The sequence below is a fragment of the Gloeotrichia echinulata CP02 genome (genome assembly GCA_038087035.1).
GTDB lineage: Bacteria > Cyanobacteriota > Cyanobacteriia > Cyanobacteriales > Nostocaceae > Gloeotrichia > Gloeotrichia echinulata.
The window spans coordinates 2,708,366-2,722,081 of record CP051187.1 but is presented as its reverse complement, the minus strand read 5'-3'; the positions used below and the strand labels follow the sequence as shown (position 1 = coordinate 2,722,081).

14 protein-coding genes are annotated in these 13,716 nt (G+C 42.6%); 8 read left to right on the top strand and 6 right to left on the bottom strand.

What is annotated here, in order from left to right; all coding sequences use genetic code 11:
• Positions 1 to 230: 230 nt before the first annotated feature.
• Both HEQ19_12015 and HEQ19_12010 read left to right on the top strand, forming a co-directional pair.
• Complete coding sequence (locus tag HEQ19_12015; protein WYM00138.1) at positions 231 to 950, top strand: hypothetical protein; 720 nt, start codon at positions 231 to 233, stop codon at positions 948 to 950.
• 203 nt (positions 951 to 1,153) lie between these two features.
• Entirely contained in the window at positions 1,154 to 2,074 is a 921-nt protein-coding gene (locus HEQ19_12010; protein WYM00137.1) for an alpha/beta hydrolase, read from the top strand.
• Here HEQ19_12010 and tsaD read toward each other — a convergent pair.
• Positions 2,059 to 3,108, bottom strand: coding sequence for a tRNA (adenosine(37)-N6)-threonylcarbamoyltransferase complex transferase subunit TsaD (gene tsaD, locus HEQ19_12005; protein WYM00136.1), 1,050 nt, complete (start codon positions 3,106 to 3,108; stop codon positions 2,059 to 2,061). The two genes, HEQ19_12010 and tsaD, sit on opposite strands and share 16 nt — an antisense overlap.
• A gap of 290 nt (positions 3,109 to 3,398) precedes the next feature.
• On the opposite strand from tsaD, the gene HEQ19_12000 reads away from it, so the two are divergent.
• From HEQ19_12000 to HEQ19_11990, 3 genes are all read left to right on the top strand, one after another.
• Positions 3,399 to 3,893 (top strand): Photosystem I reaction center subunit III, encoded by a 495-nt coding sequence (locus tag HEQ19_12000; GenBank protein ID WYM00135.1) that lies wholly within the window; start codon positions 3,399 to 3,401, stop codon positions 3,891 to 3,893.
• A 43-nt stretch (positions 3,894 to 3,936) separates the two neighbouring features.
• Positions 3,937 to 4,083: a photosystem I reaction center subunit IX gene (gene psaJ / locus HEQ19_11995; GenBank protein ID WYM00134.1), complete on the top strand. Its 147-nt coding sequence runs from the start codon at positions 3,937 to 3,939 to the stop codon at positions 4,081 to 4,083.
• A 146-nt stretch (positions 4,084 to 4,229) separates the two neighbouring features.
• The gene (locus HEQ19_11990; protein WYM00133.1) at positions 4,230 to 4,748 is read left to right on the top strand and encodes a photosystem I reaction center protein subunit XI; all 519 of its coding nucleotides are present in this window, start codon (positions 4,230 to 4,232) and stop codon (positions 4,746 to 4,748) included.
• 150 nt (positions 4,749 to 4,898) lie between these two features.
• Here the strand turns inward: HEQ19_11990 and gmk are convergent, their stop codons facing one another.
• Both gmk and HEQ19_11980 read right to left on the bottom strand, forming a co-directional pair.
• Positions 4,899 to 5,498 (bottom strand): guanylate kinase, encoded by a 600-nt coding sequence (gene gmk / locus HEQ19_11985; GenBank protein ID WYM00132.1) that lies wholly within the window; start codon positions 5,496 to 5,498, stop codon positions 4,899 to 4,901.
• Between the two features lie 173 nt (positions 5,499 to 5,671).
• Complete coding sequence (locus tag HEQ19_11980; protein ID WYM03368.1) at positions 5,672 to 5,938, bottom strand: DUF370 domain-containing protein; 267 nt, start codon at positions 5,936 to 5,938, stop codon at positions 5,672 to 5,674.
• A 328-nt stretch (positions 5,939 to 6,266) separates the two neighbouring features.
• Between HEQ19_11980 and HEQ19_11975 the strand changes: the two genes are divergently transcribed.
• Entirely contained in the window at positions 6,267 to 7,142 is an 876-nt protein-coding gene (locus tag HEQ19_11975) for an Rpn family recombination-promoting nuclease/putative transposase (protein WYM00131.1), read from the top strand.
• 36 nt (positions 7,143 to 7,178) lie between these two features.
• On the opposite strand, the gene HEQ19_11970 is transcribed toward HEQ19_11975, so the two are convergent.
• The 3 genes from HEQ19_11970 to HEQ19_11960 all read right to left on the bottom strand — a co-directional run bounded on the left by HEQ19_11970 (position 7,179) and on the right by HEQ19_11960 (position 9,262).
• Positions 7,179 to 7,418 carry a hypothetical protein gene (locus HEQ19_11970; protein ID WYM00130.1) on the bottom strand — a complete coding sequence of 80 codons (240 nt, stop codon included), beginning with the start codon at positions 7,416 to 7,418 and terminating at the stop codon, positions 7,179 to 7,181.
• Positions 7,419 to 7,669: 251 nt separating this feature from the next.
• Entirely contained in the window at positions 7,670 to 8,224 is a 555-nt protein-coding gene (locus HEQ19_11965) for a phosphate-starvation-inducible PsiE family protein (protein ID WYM03367.1), read from the bottom strand.
• 81 nt (positions 8,225 to 8,305) lie between these two features.
• Positions 8,306 to 9,262, bottom strand: coding sequence for a tetratricopeptide repeat protein (locus tag HEQ19_11960; protein WYM00129.1), 957 nt, complete (start codon positions 9,260 to 9,262; stop codon positions 8,306 to 8,308).
• Between the two features lie 283 nt (positions 9,263 to 9,545).
• Here HEQ19_11960 and HEQ19_11955 point away from each other — a divergent pair, with 283 nt between their 5' ends.
• A complete protein-coding gene (locus HEQ19_11955) occupies positions 9,546 to 11,633 on the top strand; it encodes an elongation factor G (protein WYM00128.1) in 2,088 nt (695 codons plus the stop codon).
• Between the two features lie 406 nt (positions 11,634 to 12,039).
• Positions 12,040 to 13,140 carry a DNA (cytosine-5-)-methyltransferase gene (gene dcm, locus HEQ19_11950; protein WYM00127.1) on the top strand — a complete coding sequence of 367 codons (1,101 nt, stop codon included), beginning with the start codon at positions 12,040 to 12,042 and terminating at the stop codon, positions 13,138 to 13,140.
• The last annotated feature ends 576 nt before the right edge of the window (positions 13,141 to 13,716 follow it).

Here is a 13,716-nt window from a genome sequence, read left to right as displayed (position 1 = left end):
TAACCAATGCCCAATGCCCAATGCCCAATGCCCAGGAATAGCCTCGCCGCGTAAGTCCTGTTGGTTTATGAGTAGCAATTAAGATGTTTTTCACCTGTTTAAGACAACGCAACAGTCTTTAGTCTAGTATGAATAACCATTTTACCATTTTTGAGGATAAATTGATTGAATGTTTTTAACACCATCTTGAGCTTTAGGTTCAACAAAGCAAGCGAGTCTTACCCCGAACGATGGCTTCTGGTTTAAAATCTTCGACACTGGAACTTCTAAAGCGCTTTAACCGAGCCTTTCCCCAGTTTTATGAGCAATTTGTCAGCAGTGAGATTCAACTGCAAAATTTACGCCTAGCCTATCGCCTCTATAAAACCAGACGCGCGGTGATCGAGCTGAAACCGGAAGGTAGCAAAAGTGCCCTGCATTTTGCCTACCGCAACCAGTCTTTTCTCCTCAGCGATATTTTTGGTGTCCTGGCGGCTTACGGGCTAACTATCCACGGTTTAAGTCTATACGGTCAGATTCGACCGCCAATGCTAGTGTTTATCAAACTGTTGGTATCTCGTGGTAGCAAAGCCTTGACCGAGAAAACCGCAGAAAACGTTTGTCGCGCCATTCGTGAGGCGCTAGGAGGGCGATTTGAGGTAGAAGAGATGTTGGCAGTCGAATTCAATCTTGATGCTGGCTTAGAACAGGTACAGACAGAGTTCTATGTCGATCCAGTCTTTCATCTTCCTGCCTTAGTAATTGAAGCTGATAATCAACCAGGAATATTTTACAAAGTGATGTACGCCATCTGGCAGGAAGACCTGCTAGTAGTCAATGCTAATTTGCTGGTTTGGCGAGGACGTACAAGGTTAATTCTTTACTTATTGGGACCAAATGAAAGTCTCATTCCTGAATACCTGGGGCACAAAATTGCTGAAGGAGTGCGACAACGGTTGTTGGGGAAATAAAAAAAGTGAGGAGTTTGGAGTGACTGTATTTAGTCAGACCCCAATACTGCGTAGGTTTTGGAATTTCTTGGTTGAGGCAAGCTCTTGGAGCAGGGGGAGAAATGGAGGCTGGCGTTGAGTTTTGCCTCCCCTGCTTCCCCTGCCTCCCCTGCAAATCCTACGCAGTATTGAGTCAGACCCACCCTTGAGGGTACGATATAGGTATGGCAACCATAGAAATCTTGGGCGTTCCACACGCATACGAGCTAACGGCTCCCACGTCATACCCCCATGCTTTAGTTTTTATCCACGGTTGGCTCAATAGCCGTGGATACTGGCAGCCTGTGATTTCCCGTCTGTCAGTAGATTTACAGTGCCTATCGTATGATTTACGGGGTTTTGGTGAATCTCAGTCCCAACCAGAAACCGATTTTAGTCTGGGAGAAAGTTCTGTCCAACTAAATCGCAGTTCGAGTAGTGCAGTTGGTTCACCCTTCGATTCTGTTTATACTCCAGCTGCCTATGCTCAGGATTTAGCTTTGCTGCTGCAACAGATGAATATTACCAGTGCTTGGCTGATTGGGCACTCCTTGGGAGGTACAATTGCCCTCAAGGCGGCGGCTCAGATGCCTGATTGTGTTAAGGGAGTCATCTGTATCAATGCTGGGGGTGGCATTTATCTTAAAGAAGCGTTTGAGCAGTTTCGTTCGGCGGGGCAGAGATTTTTACAAGTGCGACCTCGCTGGCTTTCTCAAATACCTTGGATTGATTTGCTGTTTACCAGAGCTAGTGTGGTACATCCGCTAGAGCGCTCTTGGGCGCGTCAGCGAGTGATTGATTTTGTCGTGGCTGACCCTGAAGCTGCTCTGGGAACGCTCCTAGACTCGACGACTGAGGAAGAAATTAACCGCTTACCTGAACTAGTCTCTCAACTTAAGCAACCAGTTTATTTTTTGGCTGGTGCCCAAGACAAGGTGATGGAACCGAAGTATGTTCGCCATTTAGCTAGCTTTCACCCACTTTTTCAATATTCTGGCGACAATGTGATTGAAATTCCTGATTGTGGACACTTGGCAATGTTAGAACAACCCGATGCCGTTGCTCGTCATGTTCGCGCAATTGTCAGTTGTCATTTGTCAGATTGATATAACTTCATCACCTGGGTCAGGGATAGTCTAGATTCAACGCCTAGGTCTAGACCAGAGGTATGACCTAGGGAAAGATGTTCTGCGGCGGCGCAGGCGATCATGGCGGCGTTATCGGTACAAAATTTGAGGGGTGGGAAGATGACTCGGAGGTTATGCTGCGTTGCTGCTATTTGTAAATGTTTTCTTAGTCCACTGTTAGCGGCTACCCCACCACCAACCGTAATGGTGTCTAAACCATAATCGAGGGCACAGGCGATCGCCTTTTTGGTGAGCGATCGCGCTACGGTTTCTTGGAAGCTGGCTGCTAAATCAGCGATCGGCACTTCTCCCTGTTCTTTCTCTAATTGCTGCACTAAACGCAGCACTGCTGTCTTTAAGCCGCTAAAACTCCCATCATAGGGATGATATCCCCCACTGGGTAGGGAAACTTTGCCCAATGGCAGGGTGAAGGCTTGGGGATTTCCTTGTTGTGCCAGTCTGTCAATTACTGGACCACCGGGGTATCCCAGTTTTAACAACCGCGCTACTTTATCAAAGGCTTCGCCTGCAGCATCATCACGGGTTTGACCTAGGGTTTCGTATATACCACAATCCTTGACGTAAATCAAGCTTGTATGTCCGCCGGAAACCAGTAAGCTAAGAAAAGGGGGATTTAAATTCGGTTCACTCAAGTAAGTTGCGTAAATGTGACCTTCGAGGTGGTGAACTCCCAAAAACGGCTTTTTATGTACCATCGCTAAGGTTTTGGCTGCGGTTAACCCCACTAACAGCGCTCCTACTAGTCCTGGGGCACAGGTGGCTGCTATGCCATGAATGTGATCCCAGCCTATATGGCTCTGTTCCAAGGCTTGGGCGATTAACTCATTGATTGTTTCCAAGTGCTGGCGCGAGGCGACTTCTGGCACTACTCCGCCATACTGCTGATGGATGGGAATTTGTGAAGCTATCAGGCTGCTATACACTTGTCGATTGTTAACAATCGCTACAGCAGTTTCATCACAACTAGTCTCTATCGCTAAAACGGTTGGCATTGTCAGTTGTTAAATGAGTTAGGAGTTAGGAGTGAGTAGGGGCGGAAGGACTTACACCCATAGTGGGGTAAGAAATCATACATTAGGCATTTTTTATACTCTAGCCCATGAATTAGCACTGGCTACTGGAGAGGGAATTGTTTGAGAAGCTTTAACTTTTATTTACTTAAACTTTACTCGGTTCCCGCCCAAGAGTATGATGACTTCCTAGTTATGCAAATTAAAGATTGTACAAGCCGCTTCGTTTTGTACAAAAAACTTTTTGTTTTGTAATAAAAGGAAACAACTTCATGAGACGATTGTTTGCTTTGCTGTTAGCTGTGAGTCTTTGGTTCAACTTTGCCCCAGAAGCAAAAGCCCTGGGAGCTGACCTTGTACCTTGTAAAGACTCTCCTGCATTTCAGGAATTGGCAGCAAATGCCCGGAACACTACCGCTGATCCCGAAGGTGGTAAAAAGCGATTTGAACGTTATTCTCAGGCGCTGTGCGGACCTGAGGGTTATCCTCACTTGATTGTTGATGGTCGTCTTGATCGTGCTGGAGACTTCCTCATTCCCAGCATTCTGTTTCTGTATATTACTGGTTGGATTGGTTGGGTAGGTCGCGCCTATCTGCAAGCTATCCAGAAAGGATCTGACACCGAACAAAAAGAAATTCAAATCGATCTGGCTGTGGCGTTACCAATCATCGCTACAGGCTTTGCTTGGCCAGTAGCAGCTGTCAAGGAATTCTTGTCCGGCGAATTAACAGCCAAGGATTCAGAAATCACTGTTTCCCCACGCTAACTAATTCTGTTTAACCCATTCACTTGTTTTGGAGACTAATTCTATGGCAGACAAAGGCGACCAAACATCTCATTTTGTGAAGTTTCTGACCACAGCACCTGTGATCACTACCATCTGGTTGACAATTACAGCGGGTATTTTGATTGAATTTAACCGCTTTTTCCCCGATCTGCTTTTCCACCCCTTGTAAGCAATTGCAAGCTGGATTTTAGCAATTTGAGTGTGTGGTTTTGTGCTTAAATAATGTAATTATGCCCCTTGGCTTAATTTAGTTAAAGCCAACACTCAAATAGATAATCAGACATTCTAATTTAGAGTTAGAGGCGAACATAAAATATGGCGCAAGCAGTAAATGCATCAAAAAACCTCGCCAGCGACCCCAGAAATCGGGAAGTTGTGTTTCCAGCAGGAGGAAATCCCCAGATAGGTAACCTGGAAACTCCAGTTAATTCTTCTCCCTTTGTGAAGTGGTTCATTAATAACTTACCTGCCTATCGCCCTGGTTTAACTCCTTTCAGACGGGGACTGGAGATTGGCCAAGCTCACGGTTACTTGCTGTTTGGTCCGTTTGCTAAATTGGGTCCCCTGCGGGATACATCTAGCGCTAATTTAGCTGGCTTATTGGGAAGCATCGGTTTGGTTGTGGTTCTCACCGCGTGCCTATCCTTGTATGCCAACAGCAATCCTCCTAAAGCACTTGCCAGTGTTACTGTACCCAATACTCCGGATGCTTTTACCTCCAAAGAAGGCTGGAATAATTTCGCCAGTGCTTTCTTAATTGGTGGTATTGGTGGTGCGCTAGTCGCTTACTTTTTGACTATTAATCTAGGACTAATTCAAGGTCTGGTAGGTTAATTAGTTGTTAGGAGTAGGGAGTGAGGAAACTCTTGACTCCCTCCTCCTAACGGGTTATTAGAGGAAAATACACGCAGAAAGCCATAGTTCTTTCTATGTGTCCTTAGTTATTTCCTGCTCATTTTCAGCAGTTGCAGTTCCCCAGCCCAATTATGCAAATAAAGCTGCCTCGATTGTATTTAACGCGGTTTCAAAATCGTCATTCACGATTTGAAGATTAAATTCATTTGCAGCGTTTATTTCTTCCTGGGCAAGATTTAGACGACGGGCGATCGCTTCTTCGGAGTCTTGTCCGCGACCACGTATCCGTTTTTCCAATTCATTAAAGGAAGGCGGCAAAATAAAAATGGTCAGGGCGTCAGGAAAGGAAGTGCAAATTTGTCTTGCACCTTCTAGTTCAATTTCTAGCACCACTAACTTGCCAGACTGAACCTGGTTAAGTACAGCTTCACGAGGGGTGCCGTAATAATTACCAGCAAATTCCGCCCATTCCAAGAATTCGCCTTGAGCAACCAATTGTTCAAACTTGCTGCGAGCAATAAAGTAATAATGTTTCCCATTTACTTCCCCAGGGCGGGGAGAGCGCGTCGTCGCGGATACAGAATAATATAGATCCGGATGACGCTGCAAGAGCGATCGCAATAAAGTTCCTTTACCGACCCCACTAGGGCCGGTGAGAACGATTAGCCTACCTAGAGGCGGGGATTCTTGAGTAGTGGCACCAATCTGGATGGGTAGAACTTGCATCATCCGCTAAACCTGTGAATTATCAATAGACATTATTCATTAGCCATTAGTCTTATGTTCGTTGCCCAAGCAACTATTGACTAAAGAATTTGTAGCACGGGTGACAGAAAAATCGTCTATTTCACATGGTACTGCTATATGGTGCCAAAAGGATAGGGCTTTTGACCCACCCCTAGTTAATTATCTACATTCTGATGCTCACGGGAAACCACAAAGCGATTCGCTACCGTTTCCGGTTGAATCGCCGACAGAATTACGTGGCTAGAATCAGTGATAATTACAGCCCTAGTCCGGCGACCGTAAGTTGCATCAATTAGCTGACCTCTGTCTCTTGCATCGGTTATGATCCGCTTAATCGGAGCCGATTCTGGACTAACAATGGCTACTACTCGATTGGCAGAAACGATGTTACCGAACCCGATATTGATTAACTGAATTTCCATAAAATAACTGTCCCCAAATGCACTATAAAAAGCCGATACGGAATTCTTTTCCATGTTATCCCTAAAGAACGGGAGTTACAACGCTTAAATTCACGCCAGCCTTTGCTTTTACATAATAAATGCTTATTTTAGCTCTTTATAAGCTAATTTTATTTAAAATATACCCAAAGGAATATGCAAAATCCTGCTAATACAAGTTGCCACTAATTTGGACTTAAAATGCTTTAGGAAAGCGGGGTGAAGAGAAGTCCCGTTAAACGAAAATATAAGCGATCGCCATTTTTTGATATTTTTTTAAATAAAGAATTTAATCTCCGTCAACACCAGCGTGCAAACCGACAAAATTTTCTATAACTTATTCCAGGCTTTCCCCAGTATATTTTTTGCCATTATTGGAGAAACATCTGACAATTCCAACGCTTATGAGTTCGTGTCTGTTGAACTCAAAGACACTGCGTTCCGTATTGATGGTGTTTTCATTCCCACAAATCAAAGCACACATCAACCCCTTTACTTTGCTGAAGTCCAGTTTCAGCTAGACACCAATTTTTATAGACGGTTCTTTGCTGAAATATTTCTTTACTTGCGCCAAAACCCATCTGTTAACTTTTGGCGTGCTGTGGTCATCTATCCTCAACGTAATTTAGACCCAGATGACCAAATACCCTATCGCTTATTGCTAGACAGTCCCCAGGTCCAACGCATTTATTTAGATGAGTTAGGTTCAGTGGGTGAAAACTCAATGCAACTGGCAATTGTGCAATTAATTATAGAAAGCGAAGAGACAGCAGTTGATCGGGGTAGACAATTAATCTTGCAGGCTAGAAGCGAACTGACAGATGAAAAGACCAAAAAGCAAATTGTAGAATTAATAGAAACTATCCTGTTGTACAAATTTACAAGACTTAGCAGAGAGGAGTTGACAGCAATGTTGGGTATTGATGAGGAATTCAAAAAAACGAGGATGTATCAATCTATTAAGCAGGACGGCTTGCAAGAAGGTCGCCAAGAAGGTCGCCAAGAAGGTCGCCAAGAAGGTCGCCAAGAAGGTCGCCAAGAAGGTCGCCAAGAAGGTCAGCTACAAGCTAAATTAGAAGCTGTACCCCGATTATTGGCATTGGGTTTAAGTGTAGAACAAATCGCACAAGCTTTGGATTTGAGTATGGAACAAGTCCAGCAAGCAGCCCAGAGTCAGCCTAGCTGATAGCAAATACTGCTTGCTATTTCTCGATCAGCAACTTTACATTTTACCGTGTTGCATTACTTGTTGCAGATGGTGGCGAATCTCTTGTGTTTGCTCAATTTCAGATTGCCGCAATTTTTGGAACAATTCTATACAGGGCTGAGAGTTAACTTCCTGTGCATCTTTGATGTAATGTTCGTAAGCTTTAACTGCTTGGGCTTTGTTCTGCAACACGGTAATAAAATCATACTCTAGGTTGCTAATAGGCTCTTGAGAATGTCCGTTACCAGTAGTCATAAATTTACCCGCTTTTAGGTTGATAATTAATTTCTACTCACCCTAAAAGAATGATTCATCTACCTAAAAGCTTAAGAAAGGGCGGGGATGGGGAGGATTGAGAGGAGAGGGGGAGAATAATAACTCGAAATTTCTAACTTGTGTACGGGCGGGTTTATTTTGAATGTAGTCTACCCACAGATTTACTCGTTAACCCGGCCTTACCCACTCCTAACTCCTAACTCCCCTTGCTTACTGTTGGCTATTCCGAATTATCCGCGAGGTAGTTTTTCGTCACAATTATGTGAATATTGAAATTCCAACTCGTTATGCCGTTCTCGGTTTCCTTGATACACAATTGGGCACAACTTAGTATTAGCACTGATGCAATCCATGTGTGGGGTTTTGGCACACACTACCAGTAACCCACCTAAAATTAATAGTAAACCACAAATTGCTGCTGTCTGAAATGAGGAAATTTCTAGGGCACCGTGAACAACTACTTCTCGCAGCACAGATACAATTGTCACTTCAACTGCGACTCCTACAGAAATACTATGTTCTTGCAAGTAAACCATTAGGAGTCGAAATAATTCCACCAAAATCAACACAAATAGTATTTTTGCTGTCACTATTTTGTAGTCTAGTGACTGCGTAATAGCAATAGCTATGCCCCACAATTGTAACAACATTACGGCAAATAAACCTAAACACAAGACAATAACAATTAAGTCTTGGAAGGCTTCCATGTTGCGAACAATTGCATGACGATCTAACCAGCGATCGCAAAATAAAAATTGACTCTTGAAGCGCTTTTTCATGTACATTTCCATTGCAATTGAACTTCGCACGACACCAGCCAATCCACCCAATAATTCTATTGTTACGCAATGTGAATAATTCGCGCCTCAGCGAGGTTGGTAATTAGGTTGGTAATTTAAATTTTGTGCTTGTTGTAACAATTGATTGGCATTTCTTGCCCATTCACTATTACCCTGGGCATTATATAAATCTCTGGCATATTGGAATACTTGCGCCGCCTCTGGATACTGGCGTAACTGCATAAAAACTAACCCTGCACCATAGTAGGCGTTGGGATAGTTGGAGTTGGCTGTGGCTGATTTTCTAAATGACTCCAAGGCTTCTGGCAGTTTTTTTTGACTCAACCAAATCGAACCAAGATTATAGTGAGCTTCTGGATAATTTGGATTAATTTTTAATGCTTTGCGAAAAGCTTCTTTTGCTTGATCAATTTTGCCTTGTTGCAGGTAAACTAACCCTAAATGATAGGCAGGTTCTGGGGCATTATTACTATATTGTATCGCCTTTTTAAAAGCTGCAATTGCCCGTTCCCAATCTCGTTGCTGCTCTCGGAGCAAACCTAAATTATAGTGGGCAAAACCTAGTTGAGAATCCAGTTCAATCGCCCTTTGTAAATAATCGTTAGCTAACTGTAAATTATTCCCTTCTAACAAGGCTCCGCCTAAATTTGCAAAAGCGGGGGCAAATTTGGGATCGGCTAGAGTCGCTCGATAAAATGCATCTGCAGCAGGTTGTAATTGTCCAATTTGTCGCAATGCTAAACCCAAATTATAGTGTGCTGGTGCAAATGTGGGATCTAGTTGAGTGGCTTGACGAAAAGCGGCGATCGCATCTTGTACTCTACCCGCCTGAATCGCCTGTAACCCCTGATTTAACAAGTTTGTGGCTGTTTGATTGCCATATTGTGCCAGTTGGGAGTGGTGGAGTGGTGAGGTGGTGGGGTGATGGGGTGATAGGGAGAAAGAGGGAGAGACAATGCTGTCAAGCAGCAATATTAAACTGACTATTCCGGCTAGGCGATATTCAGAGAATGATAATCCCATTGATTTTCTGACTGGCAAGACTTTAGGTTACGTTTACTTCACAAAATCGGTCGTCCAACTCGCAAGAGTTTACAAAAGTTTAATATTTAGGATAAAAGTTTGTGATTATTAACTTTTATTGAGCTAAATCTTACGACACACTACAATTTTTTTATGTTCCAATTAAAAGGAGGATAATAACAAGTTAACGAGGGGATAATTCTCCCTCCTGCATAACAATTTTAAATCCCGGTAATAAACATAATCATGCGGTGAGGCATGACCTACCGCAAGGAAGGTTTTTATGAACGAAAAAGTAAAATCGGGTTCGCGGAATGTGGCAATTGTCGGTCCTTATTTAAGTGGAAAAACCACTCTATTAGAGAGCTTGTTATTTGTGTCTGGGGCAATTTCCCGCAAGGGTAATGTTAAGGATGGTAACACCGTCGGTGATAGTGCGAATGAGTCACGCGATCGCCGGATGAGTGTCGAAGTCAGCGCAGCTAGCACAGAGTATAGCGAGATTCGCTTCACCTTTATTGACTGTCCAGGTTCAGTAGAATTTGCCCAAGAAACCTATAATGCTTTAATGGGAGTTGATGCGGCAATTGTAGTTTGCGAACCCATCCGCGACCGAGTTATGACCTTAGCGCCCCTATTTAAATTCCTCGACGACTGGGAAATACCCCACCTCGTCTTTGTGAACAAAATGGATCGGGCAAATATTCACGTTTTAGAAACATTACACGCCCTCAAAGCCGTTTCTAGCCGTCCCTTGGTAGCCCACCAATATCCCATCATGCAAAGAGAAGTTGGAGCGGCGGAAGCCGCCGCTCCAAACTTCGGGGGGGAACAGCTAACGGGCTTTATAGATATGGTCAGCGAACAAGCATATCAATATCATCCAGGCGCACCGGCTGACCCGATTCCTTTTCCCGACAACCTGAAAGAAGAAGAACATATAGCACGGGCCGAAATGCTCGAAGCTTTAGCAAATTTTGACGACCATTTACTTGAAGAACTTTTAGAAGATATCGAACCACCCCAAGAAGAAATCCTCAAAGATTTGAAAATGGAATTAGGGGCGGATTTAGTTGTACCAGTGTTCTTTGGTATCGCTGAACAAGATTATGGCGTTCGCCCTTTACTAGAAGCCCTGTTACGGGAAGCCCCCGAACCAGAAATCACCGCAGAACGTCGCTTAAGCAAAATCGGCGCTACTCCCCTAGCCCAAGTATTGAAAACCTACTACACTCCCCAAGGTGGTAAACTTTCCCTAGTGCGTGTTTGGCAAGGTACATTAACGGAAGGACTTGTTCTCAACGGCGTTCGTGCTGGGGGAATTTATCGCCTCATGGGACAACAACAGCAGATGATGAATGAAGCTGTTGCTGGTGAAATTGTGGCTTTAAGCCGTTTAGAAGGAATTAAAACCGGCGATATACTTTCAAGTGATTCCCAATTAGTTGAGGAATTACCCAAAGCTAAACAATCGCCACAAGTGTATGCTCTGGCTATCACGCCCGAAAAGCGTAACGACGAAGTAAAACTCAGCAGCGCTATCGCCAAACTGTTAGAAGAAGATCCTTCCCTTGCTTGGGAACAACATGGCGACACCCACGAAGTGATCCTTTGGGGACAAGGGGAGATACATTTACAAGTCGCTTTAGACAGACTGCGCCGAAAATATAACTTGGCGATGACAACTCACCTCCCACAAGTTCCTTACAAAGAAACCATCCGCAAACCTGTAGCCGCAGTTCATGGACGCTACAAGCACCAAAGTGGTGGACACGGACAGTTTGGCGATGTCTTCCTGGATATTCAACCCCTACCACGGGGCGAAGGCTTTAACTTCCGAGAAACCATTGTAGGCGGTGTAGTTCCCAAACAATATATCCCTGGGGTAGAAATGGGTGTGCGGGAATTTCTCACACATGGCCCCTTGGGCTTCCCAATGGTAGATCTAGCAGTCACTCTTACCAATGGTTCCTACCACAACGTCGATAGTTCCGAACAAGCCTTTAAACAAGCAGCCCGTCTAGCGATGCAAACGGGGATACCCAAAGCCCAACCCACCCTCTTAGAACCAATTCTGCGGGTGCTGGTGTCAACACCTAGTGAATTTACCGCCAAAGTTCTGCAACTGGTGAGTGGTAGAAGGGGACAAATTTTAGGCTATGAAGGCAGAAATGATTGGCAAGGGTGGGATAATATTTCCGCTTACTTACCCCAAGCAGAAATGCAAAACTTTATTGTCGAGCTGCGATCGCAAACTCTCGGCGTTGGTTCTTTCCACTGGGAATATGACCATCTGCAGGAGGTACCAGAAAAGCTGGCTGGACGTGTCTTGACTATGAATGGTCATGGCGGTAACGGTAACGGTAAATAATTTTGGATCTGTTGAGAATCTATTGAGTTGATATTTAGGGACACTTCTTGTGAGTGTCCTTCATTTTATGTAGATTTTCTAGATTTGTAGCATTCGTGATAGGTTAAGGTGATGAACAATTTGTCAATGAGTAATAGTGCTGAAAATTGAGTCGAAAATACGGTTTGAAAATACAATTTTCACTCCAGTGATGCCTACGGCGGCTTAATCTACCCTTAATCTTTAGACCGATCATTTATTCAAGCGCTCAGACCTCAGTACACACGTAAATTGAATACGTCTGAAACTGGCTATGTTTCAGGATAATTACGAATTGACAAACGTAATTTAGTCTTAAACTATCACAAATGGATTTGTAGTAAGTGTGATCGTGTATAGTTATTAAACGTATCTGCCAATAAATTTTATGCGTCCAAAATCAGGCTTACCTAAAAGAAAAGCTTTAAAAAGAAAACCTATTTTTGAGTATGGATTTAAAGATCATCCAAATGTAAAAAACTATATAAACTCTACCCTGCTACAATCATATAACTCTGGAGGTTATATAAATGCTATCTCATTATTTTCTGGCTGTGGTGGTCTTGATCTAGGTTTTTTAGGAGGTTTTGCTTTTCTTGATAAAAAATATCAAGCTCTTCCATATAAGATAGTTCAAGCCTATGATATTGATGCAAAAGCTACTCAAACTTATGCATTAAATCTCTCAAACGATGTCACTACAGTAGATCTTACTAGTTTAGATATACAATCATTACCCCCAGCTAATATTCTTCTGGGAGGATTTCCATGCCAAGATTTTTCATCATGTGGTCATAAAAAAGGATTTCAAGGGACTAGAGGCGAATTATATACTGTAATGAAAAATTACATGAATATACATAAGCCAGAAATCGTAGTAGGAGAAAATGTACCTTTTTTAGAAAAACTTGAAAATGGATCTATCTTAAGGCACATTCTAAATGAATTTGCATCAGTTGGCTATATTTTTAAGGTTTGGAAAATTTATTGCCCAGACTTTGGATTACCTCAAAGTCGAACAAGATTATTTTTAATTGGAGTTCGCTCTGATATTAAATCATTTCCACAACCTCCTACTCCAGAATTATTCTTTAAGTACGTCTCAATTGATGAAGCTATAGGAGATTTAATTGAAATCACTGATGAGACTATACCTAACCAAACTCAGTATTTTGTAGCCACAAAAGCTACAAAAGGAGCCGGTCAGGGCGATCAAAAATCTAAATATGGAGAAATTGCTTACACAGTCAGAGCAAATACAAAAGCAAGGGTTCACTTTCATTATTCCCTAGACCGCCGATTAACAGTCAGAGAATGTGCAAGACTTCAATCATTTCCTGATGAGTTTATCTTTCCTCATTCGGCAAGTCAAAATATACTTCAAATAGGAAATGCCGTACCACCAATAATTGGTCATTTAATAGCTAAACAGATTTATAGTTTTATCGAAAATAATCCTGGCATGATAAAAAAATATGATAATCAATGACGGCAACAATAAATATTTAAATATCCTTTTGCAACCTATTAAACTATGTTCAGAATATACCCCTAAATTTGGTACATCTAATCAAAAGGGAACCACATTAATAGAATTTAAAGATTTATATGGTTCAGATCCTTTATACCACTGGATAGGATTTGATTCCGATTTCATGTACGCTGCACATAAAGCAGCCGGGGGAATAACTTCTCTTTATAGACAGTTAGGCATTGGTTGTGAAAGACTAATTCGTTAAATTATAGCAGATCAATTACATCTAAATCAAGAACAAGTAATTTGGGGATATGAAATTCAAAAAGATGACGGTTCTACTGCCAAATTAACACTTGATGCCAAAATTTCCTTATCCGATTTAGAAAATAATTGCGATCGAGAAATAATAAACGAGTGGCTAAAATTAGCATCCACCAAACTGGGACTTGATGAAAACCGTTCCCAGAATATAGTCGGTGCGGTATTTGAAATACGTCAAGGATATAAGAGTGCAGATTCAAAAAGGCAGAATGCTGATCTTCTTAATGCAATTCGAGCTTATAATGAGAATTTTATTCCAGTAATGAT